Origin of the sequence: Brevibacillus sp. DP1.3A, assembly GCF_013284245.2 — a bacterium.
GTDB lineage: Bacteria > Bacillota > Bacilli > Brevibacillales > Brevibacillaceae > Brevibacillus.
The window spans coordinates 1,861,215-1,880,199 of the sequence record NZ_CP085876.1; the positions used below are offsets into that span (position 1 = coordinate 1,861,215).

Here is an 18,985-nt window from a genome sequence, read left to right on the forward strand (position 1 = left end):
ACAATCCTGAGAAAATACGTTGACTTCTCGGATGAAAAGCACTATTTTGTAACCGACCGAATGATCATGTTTGAGATGGAACGAGGAGGGCTCGTCGTGAAAATCGCAGTAGTAGGAAGCATCAATATGGATCTCGTAACCCATGTACATCATTTGCCCAAAGCAGGAGAAACGATCGCAAGCCATCACTTCGAGCTGATCCCGGGTGGAAAGGGAGCGAATCAGGCAGTAGCAGCGTCTCGCCTGGGGGCGCATGTCTCCATGATTGGAATGGTAGGAGAAGATGAGAACGGCCGGGTCATGCTGGGAGGGCTAACGGATGCGCACGTTCACATAGAGGGGATCAAATGCTCGGGTACGACAGGCATGGCTTTTATCAATGTTAGTGATGATGGAGAAAATAACATCGTGCTCGTTCCTGGAGCGAATGCGCTCGTTAGCACCGAGCATATTGCAGACAATCTGTCTATTTTAAAGGACAGCGACATCGTATTGCTCCAACTGGAAATCCCGATGCATGTCGTGGAATATACAGTCAAAGAGGCTGCTCGACTCGGCAAGCTGGTCATTTTAAATCCGGCACCTGCACGCGAGCTATCCAGTGAGTTATTAACCCATGTACATACCTTAACCCCAAATGAAACAGAGCTTTCTATTCTCACGGGAATGCCTGTATCCACGATAGACGAAGTGCAAGCCGCAGCCAAAAAGCTTTTGTCTGGGGGACCAAAGCGCGTCATCGTGACGTTGGGGGAAAAGGGCGCTCTCATAGTAACCGCCGATGAGGCGACCCATATCCCGGCTTTCCGCGTAGAGCCAGTGGATACAACTGCGGCCGGAGATTCCTTTACAGCAGCTTTTGCGGTTGGGATCACACAAGGAATGATAGAAACCGAAGCGGCCACTTTCGCCAGCAAAGTAGCAGCGATTGTCGTGACAAGGAACGGTGCTCAACCATCCCTGCCTACTTTCGAAGACGTACAAGCATACTCTTTTTAATGGGGGAGAAGGATGGAGAAGATTTAGAGACGATATAACCAATGATCAAGCCTATTTTGAGAGGTGATTTTCAAAATGGGCTTTTTCTATAGGCATGGTTTACAGTTGCGGATATTTCATTTATTCACCGAACGGTACATAATGTGTAAGATTTCCATAACAGTTGGAAACGAAAGGAGGATTCCGTTGAGCAAACGCGGCAGACCTCGTGATTTTGATTACACTTCGATTGTAGATGTGGCCATGAAAACATTTTGGTCAAAAGGCTACAATGGTTGTTCGACGCATGATTTATGCAGCGATACTGGACTAGGTAAAGGCAGCTTGTACAATACGTTTGGCAGCAAACAGGACCTTTATCTAGCGGTGGTGGAACACTATCACGATACTGGGATTCGTGAACAGCGGGCATTATTGGAAAGTCAGGGTTCCGTGAAAGAACGGTTGCAAAATTTTTTAGCTTGGGCATTAGTGGAAGACTTTGAATCAACGAATCCAAAGGGATGTTTGCTGATCAATGCGGGATTGGAACGGGCAAAAGACGATCCCAAGATTGAAGAAATAGTCTCCAGACATGTTGAGCTTCTCAAGCAAACCGTGGAAAAAGTGATGGAGGAAGGCTTGCGAACGGGCGAAATCTCCAAAAAACGATCTGCTTTGGATTTGGCTAGCCTATTTTTAAGCAGTTACTACGGCTTCCGTGTGTTGAATACATCCACACAGAATCGGACATTGGCTGAACAAATCATGAATGGCACCATGGAATCTATCTTCGGCGCGTAATGCGCTCTTTTTTTGAGTTATTTTTGTACCGATTGTTACAATAATGAGTGAGGAGTGTTCCTTCATGCCGTCGATGATTTATTTGTTAGCGGTAGCAATTTTTGCGATGACGACTTCTGAATTTATGGTGGCCGGGATGATGAATGAGCTTGCCGATGATTTCGGTGTATCGATCCCCTCCATCGGGTATTTCATTACGGTGTATGCGGGTGCAATGGTGATAGGAGGTCCCATCCTAACAGCAACTCTTTTGCATATTCACCGAAAGCAAGCGCTGCTTTCTTTGGTTGCCGTCTTCTTTCTTGGCCAATCGCTGGGAGCAATGGCTTGGAGTTACGAGTCGATGATGCTTGCACGTATCATAACGGGTATTGCTTCATCCGCAGCGTTTGGCATCTCCGTCAGTATTTCAGCTAGCTTGGTTCCCCCTCATTCACGAGGAAAGGCAGCTTCGATTGTTTTGGCAGGCCTAATGATTGCCACTGTCATCGGACTCCCTCTGACAACCGTGATTGCACAATATTTCGGCTGGAGAATGAGCTTTTGGGCTGTTGCAGTAGTCGTATTGCTATCGGGGATTTTGATTCAATGGTTGCTCCCTTCCTCCGCACAAAAAGACCAGATGAACGGAAAGGATGAGCTTTCCAGTTTTCAAAATCCGCACCTTTGGGCCGCGTATGCAACGAGTATGCTGATCATTGGCGGTACCTTCGCAGCGTTTAGTTATTTTACTCCGATTCTTACGGATGTAACGGCATTTTCGGATGCGAGTATCCCGTATTTGCTCGCCCTTTATGGGATAGCGACCGTGATCGGAAATATCGTGATTGGCAGACTTGCTGATCGTTTTACCATGCGAATCCTTGTAACGGGATTAAGCATACTCTTAGCGGCATTGGTTCTGTTTGCCGTAGGCGCCGAAAATCAATGGATTGCTGTGCTGTCCATTGTTCTGATTGGCTTGACGGGTGTAGCGATGAATCCGGCCATGATCGCACGAGTCATGAATACAGCAGGCAGTGGGACGATGGTAAACACTGTGCATACTTCCTTTATTACATTGGGTGTTGCCATTGGTTCTTCCTTAGGCGGGATCGGGATCAGTAGTGGCTATGGGCTTGTTTCACCATTGTGGGTAGGCGCTTGTTTAGCTGTTATAGGGTTACTTTCAATCGTTCCCTATCTGCAAAAGAGCAAAGTGTAAAAACCATACAATCCCTCTTGAAAGTCAAAGAAGGTCAAACTATAATAAGGTCAACGAAGGTCAGGAAAGGTCAAAGATCTTCTGAATTCCAAAACAACGCTTTTGGGGGGATTGAATATGCATTGTGAAATCTGCAAACAACGAGAAGCAACTGTGACTGTTCATATACGCTTACAAAATCAGCAACAAAAATACGATTTGTGCCAGGATTGCAAAATAAAGCTGACCAACAAAATGGGAGTGGGCATGGGCTTTAGTCATTTCTCCTCCTTCTCTGGACTGGATGAGTTCCTGCAAGGCTTTGCCCAAGGCCGGGTGAACCCGGGCAAATCTTCCGGCCAACCTCAGCCACAAGCACCAGAGCGTGGTGGAGGCATCCTCGATGACCTGGGTCGTAATCTAAACGATGCGGCACGTGCCGGACTGATTGACCCTGTGATTGGACGCGAACAGGAAATTGAGCGTGTCATTGAGATTTTGAACCGACGGAACAAAAACAATCCGGTTTTGATCGGGGAGCCAGGGGTCGGGAAGACGGCGATTGCGGAGGGCCTCGCCCTGCGTATTACGGAAGGGCAAGTACCGACCAAGCTGAAAAACAAGCAGGTGTACATTTTAGATGTCGCCTCTCTAGTTGCAGGGACGGGAATTCGCGGACAGTTCGAGGAAAAAATGAAGCAAGTGATTGCCGAGCTGCAAAAACGCAAAAACGTCATCCTGTTTGTGGATGAGATTCATCTCTTGGTGGGAGCAGGCTCTGCGGAAGGATCCATGGATGCAGGGAACATCCTGAAGCCTGCACTGGCTCGCGGTGAGTTGCAGCTGATTGGGGCAACTACGTTAAAAGAGTATCGCGTGATTGAAAAAGACGCTGCTCTGGAGCGCCGCCTACAGCCAGTCATGGTCAAGGAACCAACCGTAGAGCAAGCCATCGAGATTTTAAAGGGATTGCGTCCAAAATACGAAGCATTCCACCAAGTCGCTTACTCGGATGATGTCATCCGTGCCTCCGTGGAATACTCCCATCGTTACATCCCGGATCGATTCTTGCCTGACAAGGCGATTGATCTCATGGATGAAGTGGGCTCGCGCTTGAACCTGAGATCCTCCGCAGTTGATACGGTAGGGCTGCATGAGCGGCTGGCGCAAATCAATCAGGAGAAAAAGGAAGCGACAGAGCAAGAGGCATACGAACGAGCTGCCCGTTTGAGAGACGAGGAAGCGGGCATTTTAGAGAAGCTGGATCAGATCGAGGGCAAGGAACAACGCGTACAGGTTGACGTCACGGACATCCAAGCCTTGATCGAGCAAAAGACTGGGATTCCTGTTACCAAGCTGCAAAGTGATGAGCAGATGAAAATGAAAAACCTAGCAGCTCATTTGGAAGCAAAAGTTATTGGTCAATCCGAGGCGGTCACACAAGTAGCGAAGGCGATTCGTCGCAGTCGTGCAGGTCTGAAACCGAAAAACAGACCGATTGCTTCCTTCCTGTTTGTCGGTCCGACAGGCGTAGGGAAGACAGAGCTGTCCAAAGCATTAGCAGAGGAGCTGTTTGGTACTCGTGATTCCATGATCCGCCTCGATATGAGTGAGTACATGGAGAAGCACTCGGTATCCAAATTGATCGGTTCTCCTCCTGGTTACGTCGGTCATGAAGAAGCAGGTCAGCTGACAGAGCGCGTACGCCGCAACCCGTACAGCATTATCCTGCTGGATGAGATCGAAAAAGCACACCCGGACGTGATGCACATGTTCCTACAAATTCTGGAGGATGGTCGTCTGACAGACAGTCAGGGTCGTACGGTGAATTTTAAGGAGACAGTCATCATTGCGACGAGCAATGCCGGTGTGAGCGAGCGTAAAATCTCCGTTGGCTTTGGAGCAAAAGCGCCCGAGCCTGCCACTGTGCTGGATTCTTTGGGAGCGTACTTCAAGCCGGAATTCCTGAATCGCTTCGACTCAATCATTTCCTTTGCCCATCTGGAAAAACAGGATTTGGTCAAAATTGTCGATCTGCTGCTGCAAGATGTAAGGGGCAATCTGTCTGAGCAAGGAATGGAGATCAGCGTGACAGATGCCGCAAAAGAAAAGCTGGCTGAGCTGGGCTACAACCCTTCCTTCGGGGCACGTCCATTGCGTCGCGTGATTCAGCAATATGTCGAAGATGGCATTGCGGATCTGGTGATGGAAGAGGACAATGTGACATCGATGCTGATTGATGTAGAAGATGAAGGAATTCGTGTCAAAAAAGGATAACCAATCGTAAAAAAAAGAAACCCCATATGTTTGGGGTTTCTTTGCTATTTATTCATTCATGACTTTCTCATTGATGCCATTGCTGACGCCCTCGTTTTCCATTTTCAGCTGACGGCGCTTGGTGACGATTTTCTTCACCCATAACCCGACCAAGATGAGCGGCACCACGGTGAGAAAGATATAGAGAGAAACGTCATGGACCATATTTTCCGCCATTTTGCCGTAAAAATAAAACAAAAATCCAACTGCGTAAAATTTGACTGCCCGTCCAATTGCCGCATACCCAAGCAATTTCCACAATGGGAAGTTCAAGCAACCCGACATGATTGTAAAAACTTTAAACGGAATGGGTGTAAACGAACCGATGAAGATCGCGACTTCGCCTTTCTTTTGAAACATCACTGTGGCAGAATCAATCCATTCCTTCTTGAGGATTTTGTACAGAACGGATTTGCCTAGTACTTTACCGATAAAATAACCGACGGGTGTCCCTATCAGACAAGCGATGTAGCCTACCGTTGCAATCCACAATGCCTGCGAAGGGTCAACGAGGCTGAGTGGCACTTGAAGAAAGAAAGCAGGAACGGGAAAGATGACTGCGTCTGCAAAAGAATGGATGAACATTCCCAAATAGCCGTATTCCATTAAGAAATCTAAAATGTTCTGAAACATCTATTTCTCCTTTTTCATTCTATCGTTAACTGCCAGTCATCAACTTTGGAGGCCTTTGTGCGCTTTATCGGAATATTCAGCATCACGCCGAGTAAGCCCAACAAAATACATGTGTCTAGATGCGATTCTACTTCAAACTGGCCGACTATGGAACGAATTTTTTTGAATTGGGATTCACTTACTATACAACGATATACCGCATTCGATGCATTTTGAAACCATTTTTTTTGCATATTTTTTTACAAAGCCGCCATCATTCTGCTAAACCATATTCCTGTATTTGTAATACGTTGTAAATCGTTAATAGGTTACGTAAACAATCATTTCACATCCGCCTGGGCTATGGATCAACTCAACAGCTCTATTATGGAGATTTTTTGGTTGTCCAAAAACGCACTCTCGCCGGATTTTATCTACGACTTAAGGCGGAGAGGTTATCGGTGAATACGGCGTAACACATCCATCAACACCTCAATCCCTTGCTCAATCACTGCTTCCTTGGCATAGGACACATTCAGCTTCAACATATTTTCTTCCGGAAAGCCCATCAAGTAATTTTTGTCAGTAGCATCCACGAGGATCGAGCGTTTTTTGAGCTGGCTGATAACAGCAGGGACCGGGATGGAATCGTTCAAAACAATGTGCGTATGAATCCCCGGATACGCAAAGGGCTGAAAGGTGAACAGATGCTCTTCATTCGCCGCAAAATGGTTCAAGGACGCCATCAGAAGGTTGGATCGCCGTTGATAGGAACTGCGTATTTTTTGCTTGTGACGCTCGAACATTCCGCTTTTTAGGTAAATTTCCAACGCAGCTTGAGATAGCATGGAGCTGTCGATATCCATGAGTCGCTTGTGCTGGTTGAAGGAATCCTTTAGCGCGTCAGGTATAACGGCCACACCCAAACGCAGCCCGGGAAAAATAATTTTGGAATAGCTTTTTAAATAGATGGTGCGAGAAAAGCGATCGTAGGTAAAGAGGGGATCAGCTTTGCTGTCATGCTCAAGGTCTGCCATGTAATCGTCTTCTACAATATAGACGTCGTACTGTTGGGCAAGCTCCACAATGCGCTGTTTATCCTTTCGGCTGTACGACGTACCGAGCGGACTATGATAGCGAGGCATCGTATAGAAAAACTTGATCTCTCCCGTTCGGAAAATAGACTCCAGCTCTTCTAAATCGATTCCTTGGGCAGTGCGTTTGATCCCGACGACAGGATGCTTGCGTACTTGCAAGCTTTCAATGAAAAGATGGTAGCTGGGCTGCTCAATCAGAACCGTTTCCTTGCTATTTGGAAAAGGAAGACTGCACAGCAAGGATAGAGCTTGTTGGACACCGGAGGTAATGAAAATATTACCCGGGTCCGTAAAAACCTGATGGTTCCCAAGCAGCTTGGCGATGACGGCAATGAGCGACGGCAAGCCTTGTGTGGTTCCATATATGAAAAGATCGTTTTTATAGGTTTCAATTGCTTTATTGATGCAGTGTTGAAAATCGACATAAGGAAAGAGGTCAGGATCGGGAGCAGAGGTCGCAAAATCGATCATGGACGTATCTGCGGGTTGGATCTTCCTTTGTTTTTTCACGACGTAGTAGCCGCTTCGGTCGACCGAGTAGATGAGGTGACGCTTTTCGAGCTCATCCAAAGTGCGGATTACAGTGCTCTTGCTGCATTGGTAGCGAGAGGCGAGCTCCCGAATGGAGGGAAGCCGGTCTCCGTCTCGATAGGAGAGGCTTTCAATCAATGTTTCAAGTTCATTTTGAAGCTGCAAATATTTGTGCATCCAAAAAACATTCCCTTACAGCCGGATTTGTATCGGTACAGTTACTCCTTTTTTGCATTGTAGCACGATTAATCCCCCATTACTATTAACCTAAGACGGCCGTCTGTAAAAAGTCCCCAGTAGGAGAGATACATACGATGAAAGACGAACAAAAAGCGATTCTTGCGGCATTATTGAATGCAGGGATAACCGGCTTGTCGTTCTTGTTTCTGAAAATGGCACTCGCTGTAACCAATCCGGTTGATACTTTGGCACACCGTTTTACCGTGGCATTTATCGCTGCATCCATACCGATCGTGTTTGGGTGGATCAAGCTGTCCATCAAACCAAAAGACATGCTCACGATAATACCGCTCGCCATGCTTTACCCTATTCTGTTCTTTACCCTTCAGGCGTTTGGACTGGTGTATACCACTTCGTCTGAAGCGGGGATTATTCAAGCAACCGTTCCGATTTTTACTATGATCATGGCGGCATTCTTTTTGGGAGAGTCTTCTACGTGGCTGCAAAAGCTGTCCACGCTTTTATCCGTAGGAGGTGTCGTGTACATTTTTGCAATGAAGGGGCTCAGTGTAAGCTCAGGCTCAGGGAGCAGTATCGGTACCATTCTCATCCTGTTATCCGCGTTTTCTTTGGCGGGGTATAGTGTTCTGGCGAGGAAAATGACAAAGTCCTTTCATTATATAGACATGACGTATATGGTGGCGTTACTCGGATTTTTGTTTTTTAACGGCTGGTCAGTCATTCGCCATAGTGCAGAGGGGACCTTGTCGACGTATTTTGCCCCTTTCGCCAGCTCGGCGTTTATCATCTCGATTGTATTTTTGGGGATACTGTCCTCGCTCATGACGTCTTTTATGACCAACTTTGCCTTGTCCAAGATGGAAGCATCCAAACTCAGCGTGTTTAACAATTTGTCTACACTGGTTACCATTGTGGCAGGCGTCATCTTTTTGCAGGAACAACTGGCATACTACCATCTTATTGGCGCGGTGATGATTATTATCGGAGTGATTGGGACGAATTTCCTAGGGGCAAAAGCGAAAAAACAGAATCGCACGCCTCAACCGAAATCCACCTCAGTGTGAGAAAATAAAATGGATACGCAACAGAGCGAATGTTTATTCATTGGCTCTGTTTGTTTTTGTGGAGGAATCGCTCTTACTTGCTGGTCGCAAAAAAATCATTCCAGACTTGGTGAAACTGTTTACAAATCGTATCATACACGATATAGTTACCTAGATTGTGAGTATAATGACATATGGTGAGATGACGGAATGAAAAAAATTATACATCTGGATTCAATTGAAAAGAGATTTGCAGATACTGTCGTCGTCCCCTCTTTTTCTCTCTCCATTGAAGAAGGGGAGTTTTTGACGTTACTCGGCCCGAGTGGCTGTGGGAAAACGACACTGCTGCGAATGATTGCTGGCTTTGAGCAGCCAACGACTGGGGAAATTTTCCTGGACGAAAAGCCACTTAAGGCTGTGGCGCCGTATCAGCGCGATATGAACATGGTGTTCCAGCAATATGCTTTGTTTCCACACATGACCGTGGAGCAAAACATCCTGTTTGGTTTGAAAATGAAAAAAGTAAACGCAGCTGAACAACAAAAGCGTTTGGAGGAAGTACTTCAGTACGTCCAACTGACAGAATTGCGGAAGCGCATGCCAAAGCAGCTGTCTGGCGGACAACAGCAACGCGTAGCAATCGCACGGGCGATTATTAACAACCCACGCGTTCTGCTTCTGGACGAGCCTCTAGGTGCTTTGGACTACCAATTGCGAAAAAGCTTGCAGCTCGAACTGAAAAACTTGCAGAAAAACTTAGGGATAACGTTCATTTACGTCACCCATGACCAAGAAGAAGCGATGGCAATGTCCGATCGCATCGCGGTTATGAACAAGGGACGAATTGAACAGATTGCTTCTCCAGCAGAGATTTACAACTCCCCGCAAACCTTGTTTGTGGCTACCTTTATTGGGGAAAACAACATTTTCCGGGAAAACGGAACGAATGCAGCCGTACGTCCAGAAAAGATCAAGTTGTACCCGGTTGACTCCGATAAGGACAAGCACAAGAAGCTGGGCACCATTGCTGACGCGGTGTTCCTCGGCAATTTGCGTAAGGTATTTATCCGCCTCGAGGGGCAGGAAATGACCGTAATGGCACACCAGTACGCAGGTGACGGTCTGGACTGGCAGGTGGGAGATCAAGTGGCCATTGGCTGGGCACAGACGGACGAGGTGATTCTTCCTTGTTAAACAAGAAGCCGGTAAAACTGCTCGCGCTTCCCGCCCTTTTGTGGATGGGTGCGCTTTTCGTCCTGCCTATGCTTATGATCGCTATACTGTCTTTCCTCAAAAGAGGCACATACGGGCAAGTTGTCTATGAGTTTACGCTGAACAATTACATCCGTATTTTCGATCCGCTGTATGGCCAAATTTTTTGGGATACGCTGGTCGTAGCGGTTTTAACAACTGTATTTTCGATCTTGTGCGGCTATCCGTTAGCGTATTACATTTCACGACTGGAAAAATCGACGCAGCAAATATGGCTTTTGCTCGTGATGATTCCGTTTTGGATCAACTTCTTGGTCCGTTCCTATGCGTGGGTAATCATCCTGCGTTCGCAAGGTGTAATCAATACGTTCCTGCAATCGCTGGGCATTATTTCGGAGCCGCTGCCGCTTCTGTACAATTCGGGTTCTGTCCTGCTCGGGATGGTGTACACACTCTTGCCGTTCATGGTACTGCCGATTTATGTGTCGCTGGAGCAGATGGATCGTCGTAAGCTGGAAGCAGCGTATGATCTGGGCGCAACGCCTTGGAAAGCTTTCTGGCATGTGACTCTGCCGATGACCAAGACGGGTGTCGTCACTGGGTCGATCCTTGTATTTGTTTCTTCCATCGGGATGTTCGTCGTTCCGGATGTCATGGGAGGAGCGAAATCGGCTCTGATCGGAAACGTCATTCAAAATCAATTTTTGTCTGCGCGTGACTGGCCGTTTGGTTCTGCCTTGTCCATCGTGCTGATGCTATTGTCCATGCTGTTGATTCTTCTTTATTTCCGCGCTACCAAAGCGAGTGAGACAAAGGAGGGATCAGCATGAAAACATTACGTCGAAACGCACTATCTGGATACTCGTGGCTGATGCTGGTCTTTTTGTATCTGCCAATTTTGATCCTTGTCCTTTATTCGTTCAATGATTCACGGATCAACGCTACGTGGACTGGTTTTACGTGGAAGTGGTACGTTTCTTTGTTTGAAAACAGGCAGGTCATGCAAGCGCTGATGAACAGTTTGACGATTGGGGTTATCAGCAGCGTTATTGCAACGGTTTTGGGTACGGCTGCCGCTCTGGCGGTCAAGCATTATTCGATTCGTTGGAGCAACATCTTCAACGGGCTGATGTACTTGCCGATCGTCATCCCGGAGATCATGATGGGATTGGCTTTACTCGTGCTGTTTAGCCAGGTACAGATGGAACTGGGGAAAGTGACCCTGATCCTGGCTCACGTTACGTTTAGCATGCCGTATGTGATGGTCATTATCTCTGGCCGTTTGGCTGATATGGGCAAAGAATTGGAAGAAGCTTCTCAAGATTTGGGAGCAACTCCTTGGGAGACATTGCGCTATGTGACGCTGCCTCTGATCATGCCAGGGATCATCGCAGGCTTCCTGATGGCGTTTACCCTGTCGCTGGACGATTTCATTATTTCGTTCTTTGTGGCTGGTCCGAATTCGACCACATTGCCACTCTACATTTACGGGTTGGTCAAACGAGGCGTTTCGCCAGAAGTGAATGCACTCTCGACACTTTTGATCGTGAGTACAGTGCTGTTGGTTGTGGTGGCAGAGATTTTCCGCCGCAAAGACTCGAAAAATAATCAATCCATCTTTTAGATACATCATGGAGTTTTCATAATAGCAATCCCATAACTGATTTGGAGGTTGAGAGGAAAAAATGAAACGTTTCAAGTCCTTGATGATCGGCGCTTTGACCGCCGTACTTGCGGTGACTGCTGTAGGCTGCTCATCGTCATCTGAGCAAGAGCAACAAGTATTGAATATTTATAGCTGGGCAGACAACTTCGACCCAGACGTCATCAAAGATTTTGAGCAAAAATTCAACGTCAAGGTTAACTATGACGTATACGGCAGCAACGAAGAAATGCTGGCAAAAATTCAAGCGGGTGCATCCGGCTACGACCTGATTCAACCTTCCGACTACATGGTAGGCACTATGATTCAGCTGGGCCTCCTGGAAGAGTTGAGCAAAGCCAACATCCCGAACATGGGCAATATCGTGTCTACGTTCAAGACACCTCCTTATGACAAAGAAAACAAGTATTCACTCGTATATACATGGGGAATTACCGGGATCGCTTACAACAAGAAATATGTAAAAGAAACCCCGACAAGCTGGAACGATCTGTGGAATGAAGCTTACAAGGGCCGTGTCATCATGCTAAACGACCCACGTGAGGTTATGGGAATGGCATTGATCAAGAATGGCTTCTCCAATAGCACGAAAAACACAGAGGAACTGGAAAAGTCCTTTGCTGATTTGAAAAAGGTAGTACCGAATGTTGTTGCTTTTGATACAGACAACATCAAGCAAAAGATGATTGCTGAGGAAGCATGGATTGGAACGGTTTGGTCCGGTGACGCCGCTTTCATTCACGCACAAAATCCAGATGTGGAGTACGTCATTCCGAAAGAGGGCGCAACGATCTGGGCAGACACGCTGGCAATTCCAAAAGGCGCTAAGAACAAGGAAATGGCTGAGAAGTTCATCAACTACTTGATGGACCCAGAGGTCAGTGTGAAAAACTACGAGTCTATTGGCTACAGCAATCCGAACGAAAAAGCATACCCACTGCACAGTGAAGAATATCGTTCCAATAAGATGGTCTTCCTGGATACAGCAGACATTGCACGTGCAGAGTGGCTGGTGGATGTAGGAGAAACCTTGCAGCAATACGACCGCTACTGGACTGAAATGAAGAGCGGCAGATAAATAGTAGTGAACGAACCGAGATGGAGTATTCCGTCTCGGTTTTTTGTTTTCATTTTGTCTGGGAGCATACTCTTCGGCTGGAAAGGGGAATAGAGAAAGGACATTGGAAAAATAATAAGGGGACACCATATATTGGGGTAAACATAAGATGACAACCAACATGATTTCTGAATCCGTTAGCGAGACGCGAGAAAGATTATGGGATCACATGCGAAATCCGCGATTGGTGTTTCGTAATTTTTCTTGTGGAACCAATAGCTTGTTGTTAGCCTACCTCCCCTATCTAGTGGATACGGTCATTCTCCAGCAGGTGTTGCTTCCCTATTTGGAAAGACTACCTGACGAAAAGATCGTTCCTGATACAATTTTGGGGAATGTTCCTGTTGCTCATGTTACCCAAACCATGGATTACAGGAAAGTCAGCGATTATCTCGTGAGGGGATGGATTTACCTTCAAATAGAAGGAACGGCGTGCGGGATTCTTCTCTACGTAGCAAGAATACCAAGTCGTTCTTTGGGAGAGGCTCAGGTCGAAACCCAGATTTTCGGTCCCCAGGTTTCTTTTACGGAAGCCTTGGAAACCAACTTAGGGATGCTACAGGGATATCTGTCGACTGATTTGCTTACCAACGTATCCATTACGATTGGGAAGCGCAGCATGACAAATGTGGAAATATGTTACATGGAGGAACTGGCTGCTCCTGAAAATGTTCAAACTGTCATTCAGCGTATAAACGATCTAGATATAGACGGCGTGATTGACAGCGGAAAATTGGTTCAACTGATTGATGACAATACGTTCTCTATTTTTCCGCAGCTAATCCTGACAGAACGACCTGATCATGTAAGTGAAGCCCTGTTAGAAGGAAAGGTTGTTGTGTTTGTGGAGGGGAGCCCGTTTGCTATCGTCGGTCCCAGTTCCTTCGTTGACTTTTTCAAGTCCAATGAAGATCTCTATGTCCGGTGGCAAATGGCTTCCTTCATCCGATTGTTACGTTTCTCGGCCCTTTTTGTCTCTTTGTTTTTTACAGCTACTTATGTGGCTGCACTTACGTTCCATTATGAAATGATTCCATCTGCTCTCCTTGTATCGCTAGTAAAGTCTCGTTCCAAGGTGCCTTTTCCCCCATTGTTTGAAGCTTTGCTGCTTGAGATGATTATTGAATTCCTGCGGGAGGCTGGAGCAAGACTTCCTTTCAAAGTTGGGCAAACGATAGGGATCGTCGGCGGTATCGTAATTGGACAGGCAGCCGTTGCAGCGGGCTTTACCAGTAACATCTTGATCATGATTGTGGCACTCAGTGCATTAGCTTCGTTTACTTTTCCTTCCTACATGATGAGTACGGCAGTACGCATCCTCCGCTTTCCGATTATCCTGTTAGCTGGAATTTGGGGAGGCTTTGGTATTATGCTTGGCGCGTCTTTTCTATTGATACACATCCTACGTCAATCAAGTCTGGGACGTCCGTTTTTTCTACCCTTCTTCCCTTTTCGCTTGCAGGATTTTAAAAACAGTCTGATCCGGTTTCCTTTTGACTCTCTCGGCAAGCGTCCGGTTATGACACGTTCTCCTGACGATACCCGTGCGCCTGATGAAGTCGGGAAAAAGAGACCAGTTCAGTAGTTAGGTGTTGAATGTGAATGTCACTGTCCACTTTTCGTCGGAACAGCCATATGGCTATCAGCGTATCGCTTGCGCTATTTATGGTTCATGGCAATCAGGTTGGAATCGGCATAGCTGGCGTACAACGGTTTATTTATGATAGGGTGCAACAAGACGCTTGGATTGCGGTCATAATAGCAGGCATTATGACACATATAGCAGCGTGGTTCATGCTAAAAATCTTAGCGAAATTCAAAAACATGGATTTGTATGACATTCATCAAAGTGTATTTGGAAAATGGCCGGCTCGCGTTCTCAATTTCATCTTTATCGTATATATCATGGGGTCTGCCTTAACAATCTTGAGAGGGTACATCGAGATCATTCAGTCATGGATGTTTCCAGAAGTGCCTTCTTGGATATTAAATGCCGCCTTGCTTTGCCTGACCGTTTATGGAGTGACGGGTGGCATTCGGGTGTTGGCTGGCATTAGCTTTTTTTCTGTGGGATTGACGATTTGGCAGCTGCTGCTCATGGCTTATCCCCTGCAATACGCCGATTTTCATTTATTGCAGCCAGTATTTCATCATGATATTGGACAGTTGTTGGACGGTGCGAAGAAGATGTCTTTTTCCACTATCGGATTTGAGATTATTTTGTTCATCTATCCTTTTGTGAAGGAAAAGGAAATACTACCGCGGTATGTACATGGTGGGTTGTTTATGACTACCTGCTTGTATGTTGTCGTCATGTTGGTTACACTCTTGTACTTTGAAGGCGAACAGCTTCAGCATCTTATCTGGGCAACGTTTATGATGATGAAAATTGTAGAGTTTCCGTTTTTGGAGCGTTTTGAGTTTGTGTCCATTTCACTGTGGATGCTCATCATGCTGGATAATTTGCTGATGGACTTGTGGATAGCCATGCGGGGGGTTCACCATATTAGTGGGGTCAAGGAAAGAATGGCCCTTTTCGGGATTGTTGGTGTCATGTTTTTTGCTAGCAACTTTTTGGAAACACGCCAGTCGATTAATCTCATCACGGATATTTTCGGTGGAGTAGGTTTCTATATCATTTTTGTTTATCCGATCGTGCTTTATGTAGTGATTCGGCTGTTTCGGAAAGGAGCAGTCCGGACATGAAAAGGTTACGGTTGCTTGTTCACTACTTATTAGTGGTCGTGTTATTGAACGGCTGTGGGGAGCAACATGTATTAGAAAAATTGGGACTGGCGGTTGCAGTGGGATACGATCTTAGTAAAGATGGACAGCTGTTAGGTACCACGGTATTTTATCAAATTGACCCGGAGGCACGTGAGTTGGTCACTGTGATTTCGGGCACAGCGCATACAAGCAAAGGACTCACCCTGTCACAGAACAGGGAGTCTTCCAAAAAAATTGTAGGCGGTCAAATTCGCGTCGTGGTCTATCACGATGAGTTAGCGCGCAAAGGGATCCTTTCTCTTGTGGAAAACTTAACGCGAGATGCCTCCATTGGAAGCAATGTATATCTAACAGTAGCCAAAGGACGAGCTTATGATATTTTGACACATCGGTATCCCGAGAACAGCAACATTGGAATTTACCTGTACCAAGCCATACGACAGAACGTCGAAGGAGAGAATATGATCTCCTCGAAACTTCATGAGTTCATGAAAGATTATTATGCAGTCGGGAAAGATCCTGTGATGCCTTATATCGAAAGAGTAAAGAATGAATTGCATATTAATCAAATTGGTTTGTTTCGAGATGAAAAACTGGTGGCAGAGATTACAACAAGGGAAGGATTTTTCCTCAAGGTATTACGTGAGCGTTACAATAAGGGAGAATTGGAAATAAACATTTCCCTCGATAAAAAGCGTCTTTTTACTGTCATTGAACATATCTCAAGCAAAAAGCAAATTAAAGTGCTGGATTTGGAGAAACCAAGATTTTCTGTGAAAGTCAAGATGACAGCGCAGATTCAGGAAATGGCTGAAAAAATTGATTTATCAAAGCCTGAGCAGTTGAAAAAGGTACAAAAAGCAATCGAATTGGCGGTAAAAAAAGAGACGGAACATTTACTGGAAAAGTTAAGAAAACACGATGTAGACCCGGTAGGATTTGGAGAAATCTACAATATAGCCAGTCAAAAGAGCGGGAAAAAGAAATTGAGTAAAGATGAATGTCGGGAAATCATGAAAAGGGCGAAATATGAGGTGGATGTCGAGATCAAGGTTTTACGTACAGGCGTCATTGGGTAAAAGGAACAAAAAATACATAGCGCGGGATTATCCCGATTTTCTACAAATCGCCGATGTATTGACCGAACGGATTACAGGCGCCAAAAAAGTCATCCTGCCTGACTCAGCCCATATCCCACCGATGGATCAACCAGAGGTATTTAACAAACTCGTCCTGGAATTTCTCGGACAAAGCATTGTAAGATCATCCTAATACAGTTTGAAAAGGCATGGATCGGAGAGAATTACCGCTCATGCCTTTTTTTGTTTTCAACACTTTGCCACATCAGATAGCCCGATGGAGCCATATAGATTCTCGGACTATTTTGATAGGATTAAGGACGAAATATGGAAGCAGGTGATAGGGTGACATACAACATCAGACATTATGCGGTTGTGTTTTTGCTCGCCTTCTTACTTGTACTGACAACGGGTATGACAACTGCTTACGCCCATGCTGGCTTGATGAGCAGCTCACCGCAAGATGGTGAGGTACTGAAGGCGAATCCAGGACAAATATCTGCGCGGTTTACCGAAACATTGGAGCCCGATCTTGTTAACGTGCGTCTATTTGACTGGGATGGCAAGGAAATAAAAGTGGAGCGGCCGACATTGCAGCCGGGTGATGCCTCGCAGCTGAATGCGAAACTGCCAACCGATTTGGCGGAAGGGACGTATTCGGTTATCGTGTCTGTCGTTTCCGAGGATGGACATCCGATCGAAGAGAAGCTCACGTTTTCCATCGGACAAAAAAGTGCAGTCGTGGTTCCGCCAAATGAGCAAAAAGCAGATTCAAGCTACTTGATCATGTACCGCTATTTGGCGCAAGGAATTATTCTCGTAGGTGGCGGCTTGTATCTGGTAGCGTGGGCAGCACAGCGTCATGGCTTGCCTTCACTTGCCCAGCTCATCGGGATTGGCAGACAAATTGGATGGAGTTTAGCGATCATCGGTCTTATATTTTTGTGGTTCTTGTATGACGAATCGTTAACCGCTGTATCACTTACGCAAGCACTGTGGCAGATGGACGGGAACTTGCTCAGTCAGTCTCCGTTTGCGATTATGCTTCTGGTGTCCTTTGTATTACTGTTATTGATCGCGATCCCCAATATGGTGTCCGGCTGGTATGTGGGAATCTGGATTCTTTTGATCAGCGCACAAGCTTTTGGTGGTCATGCATGGGGCATTGCCCCTGTCTGGCTGTCCATTTTGCTGAGACTGTTGCATGTATTGACGGTCGCCGTGTGGATAGGAGCACTTGTCTACTTGCTACTTACAGTCAAAGTGGCTGAAAGAGGACAGGAGTCGTTCAAGAGGTTCTTTTTGCAGACAGTTGCTGTGGCGGCAGTGCTTGCTGTCGTGACGGGTGTTGTTATGCTCAGCGTGCAGACGGATCTCATGAATATTTTCCAGAGTACAACGGCATGGAGCTATCTGTTATACGGAAAAATAGCAAGTGTCTGCCTCATGCTTCTTCTAGCCTTTCGGCAAACAAGGCGCTGGCGGACGAAAAATTCTTTGCAGCCCGCTTACTTGCGTTGGGAGATTGTATTCGGGATTATCGCTGTTCTGGCTGGACTTTGGATGAGCCAAATCAACTACCCGACTGCGACGACAAATAATCAGGCCGTGATTCAAACAGATTCAAACTAGGGAGGATTTCATACGATGAAAATGAAAAAATGGATGAGCAGTGTACTGGTAGCAGGTGCAGTTTTGACGTTGGCGACAGCAGCACAAGCACATGTGAACGTATATCCGAAAGAGGCTACTACAGGCTCCTATGAAAAATACACCGTGCGTGTTCCAGTAGAAAAAGACGTCAACACGACAAAAGTGAAGCTGGAATTCCCGGCAAATGTGAAGGTAAATTCCGTTCAACCGATTCCGGACTGGACCTACGAGTTCGAAAAAGATAAAGATGGTGTGAACACAGCACTTGTGTGGACAGCAACAGAAGGTGGAATCAAGGCGCATGAGTTCCAAGAGTTCACGTTTGTTGGGGCAAACCCGAAAGAAGAGGGCCAATTGGCTTGGAAGGCTTATCAGACCTATGCAAATGGCGAGGTCGTGGAATGGACAGGGGACAAGGATTCCAAAACGCCAGCGTCTGTCACTACCATTAAGACTGGTGTAGGCGAAGCAGGGCATGAGCATGGACAAGAACAAAAGCCGGCAACCGCTCCTGCCGGGGAAGCGGCGAGTACAGGCAGCAACAATACCTTGCCATTGGTACTTTCTGGTTTGGCGTTGTTGATCTCCATCGTTGGTCTGTTTAGAAAAAAAGCGTAAGTGCTCCATAATTAAGCTGTGCAGTGTGTCCAATCATGCTGCACAGCTTTTTCCATTGTGTGGCAATTAAAAACATTCTATAATAGCTGTAATTACTTTCGGAGGTGTATATCACATGTTAAAAACACTATTCAGAGCAAGCAAGTAC

The 18,985-nt window shown here is 46.3% G+C and carries 17 protein-coding genes; 15 read left to right on the plus strand and 2 right to left on the minus strand.

What is annotated here, in order from left to right; all coding sequences use genetic code 11:
- Positions 1-96: 96 nt before the first annotated feature.
- The 4 genes from rbsK to HP399_RS08605 all read left to right on the plus strand — a co-directional run bounded on the left by rbsK (position 97) and on the right by HP399_RS08605 (position 5,242).
- Positions 97-999 carry a ribokinase gene (gene rbsK / locus HP399_RS08590; protein ID WP_173618706.1) on the plus strand — a complete coding sequence of 301 codons (903 nt, stop codon included), beginning with the start codon at positions 97-99 and terminating at the stop codon, positions 997-999.
- A 186-nt stretch (positions 1,000-1,185) separates the two neighbouring features.
- Entirely contained in the window at positions 1,186-1,782 is a 597-nt protein-coding gene (locus HP399_RS08595; protein ID WP_173618705.1) for a TetR/AcrR family transcriptional regulator, read from the plus strand.
- Positions 1,783-1,846: 64 nt separating this feature from the next.
- Positions 1,847-2,986: an MFS transporter gene (locus tag HP399_RS08600; protein WP_173618704.1), complete on the plus strand. Its 1,140-nt coding sequence runs from the start codon at positions 1,847-1,849 to the stop codon at positions 2,984-2,986.
- Positions 2,987-3,103: 117 nt separating this feature from the next.
- The gene (locus tag HP399_RS08605) at positions 3,104-5,242 is read left to right on the plus strand and encodes an ATP-dependent Clp protease ATP-binding subunit (RefSeq protein WP_173618703.1); all 2,139 of its coding nucleotides are present in this window, start codon (positions 3,104-3,106) and stop codon (positions 5,240-5,242) included.
- A 48-nt stretch (positions 5,243-5,290) separates the two neighbouring features.
- Here HP399_RS08605 and HP399_RS08610 read toward each other — a convergent pair whose 3' ends face one another.
- Positions 5,291-5,914 (minus strand): YqaA family protein, encoded by a 624-nt coding sequence (locus tag HP399_RS08610; protein WP_173618702.1) that lies wholly within the window; start codon positions 5,912-5,914, stop codon positions 5,291-5,293.
- A gap of 434 nt (positions 5,915-6,348) precedes the next feature.
- A complete protein-coding gene (locus tag HP399_RS08615) occupies positions 6,349-7,698 on the minus strand; it encodes an aminotransferase-like domain-containing protein (RefSeq protein ID WP_173618701.1) in 1,350 nt (449 codons plus the stop codon).
- A gap of 137 nt (positions 7,699-7,835) precedes the next feature.
- Between HP399_RS08615 and HP399_RS08620 the strand changes: the two genes are divergently transcribed.
- From HP399_RS08620 to HP399_RS08670, 11 genes are all read left to right on the plus strand, one after another.
- Positions 7,836-8,786: a DMT family transporter gene (locus tag HP399_RS08620; protein WP_173618700.1), complete on the plus strand. Its 951-nt coding sequence runs from the start codon at positions 7,836-7,838 to the stop codon at positions 8,784-8,786.
- A gap of 189 nt (positions 8,787-8,975) precedes the next feature.
- Positions 8,976-9,962 carry an ABC transporter ATP-binding protein gene (locus tag HP399_RS08625; RefSeq protein WP_173618699.1) on the plus strand — a complete coding sequence of 329 codons (987 nt, stop codon included), beginning with the start codon at positions 8,976-8,978 and terminating at the stop codon, positions 9,960-9,962.
- Positions 9,963-10,006: 44 nt separating this feature from the next.
- Positions 10,007-10,810, plus strand: coding sequence for an ABC transporter permease (locus HP399_RS08630; RefSeq protein WP_052006442.1), 804 nt, complete (start codon positions 10,007-10,009; stop codon positions 10,808-10,810).
- The gene (locus HP399_RS08635; protein ID WP_173618698.1) at positions 10,807-11,604 is read left to right on the plus strand and encodes an ABC transporter permease; all 798 of its coding nucleotides are present in this window, start codon (positions 10,807-10,809) and stop codon (positions 11,602-11,604) included. The genes HP399_RS08630 and HP399_RS08635 overlap by 4 nt, the downstream gene beginning before the upstream one ends.
- A 61-nt stretch (positions 11,605-11,665) precedes the next feature.
- Complete coding sequence (locus HP399_RS08640) at positions 11,666-12,721, plus strand: ABC transporter substrate-binding protein (RefSeq protein ID WP_173618697.1); 1,056 nt, start codon at positions 11,666-11,668, stop codon at positions 12,719-12,721.
- A 148-nt stretch (positions 12,722-12,869) separates the two neighbouring features.
- A complete protein-coding gene (locus HP399_RS08645) occupies positions 12,870-14,345 on the plus strand; it encodes a spore germination protein (protein WP_173618696.1) in 1,476 nt (491 codons plus the stop codon).
- Positions 14,346-14,362: 17 nt separating this feature from the next.
- The gene (locus HP399_RS08650) at positions 14,363-15,466 is read left to right on the plus strand and encodes a GerAB/ArcD/ProY family transporter (protein ID WP_173618695.1); all 1,104 of its coding nucleotides are present in this window, start codon (positions 14,363-14,365) and stop codon (positions 15,464-15,466) included.
- Between the two features lie 11 nt (positions 15,467-15,477).
- Complete coding sequence (locus tag HP399_RS08655) at positions 15,478-16,566, plus strand: Ger(x)C family spore germination protein (RefSeq protein WP_255653942.1); 1,089 nt, start codon at positions 15,478-15,480, stop codon at positions 16,564-16,566.
- Entirely contained in the window at positions 16,526-16,759 is a 234-nt protein-coding gene (locus tag HP399_RS08660) for an alpha/beta fold hydrolase (protein WP_228088485.1), read from the plus strand. Before HP399_RS08655 ends, HP399_RS08660 begins: the two co-directional genes overlap by 41 nt.
- A 152-nt stretch (positions 16,760-16,911) precedes the next feature.
- Positions 16,912-18,198, plus strand: coding sequence for a copper resistance CopC/CopD family protein (locus HP399_RS08665; protein ID WP_173618693.1), 1,287 nt, complete (start codon positions 16,912-16,914; stop codon positions 18,196-18,198).
- 15 nt (positions 18,199-18,213) lie between these two features.
- A complete protein-coding gene (locus HP399_RS08670; RefSeq protein WP_173618692.1) occupies positions 18,214-18,837 on the plus strand; it encodes a YcnI family copper-binding membrane protein in 624 nt (207 codons plus the stop codon).
- Positions 18,838-18,985 lie beyond the last annotated feature (148 nt).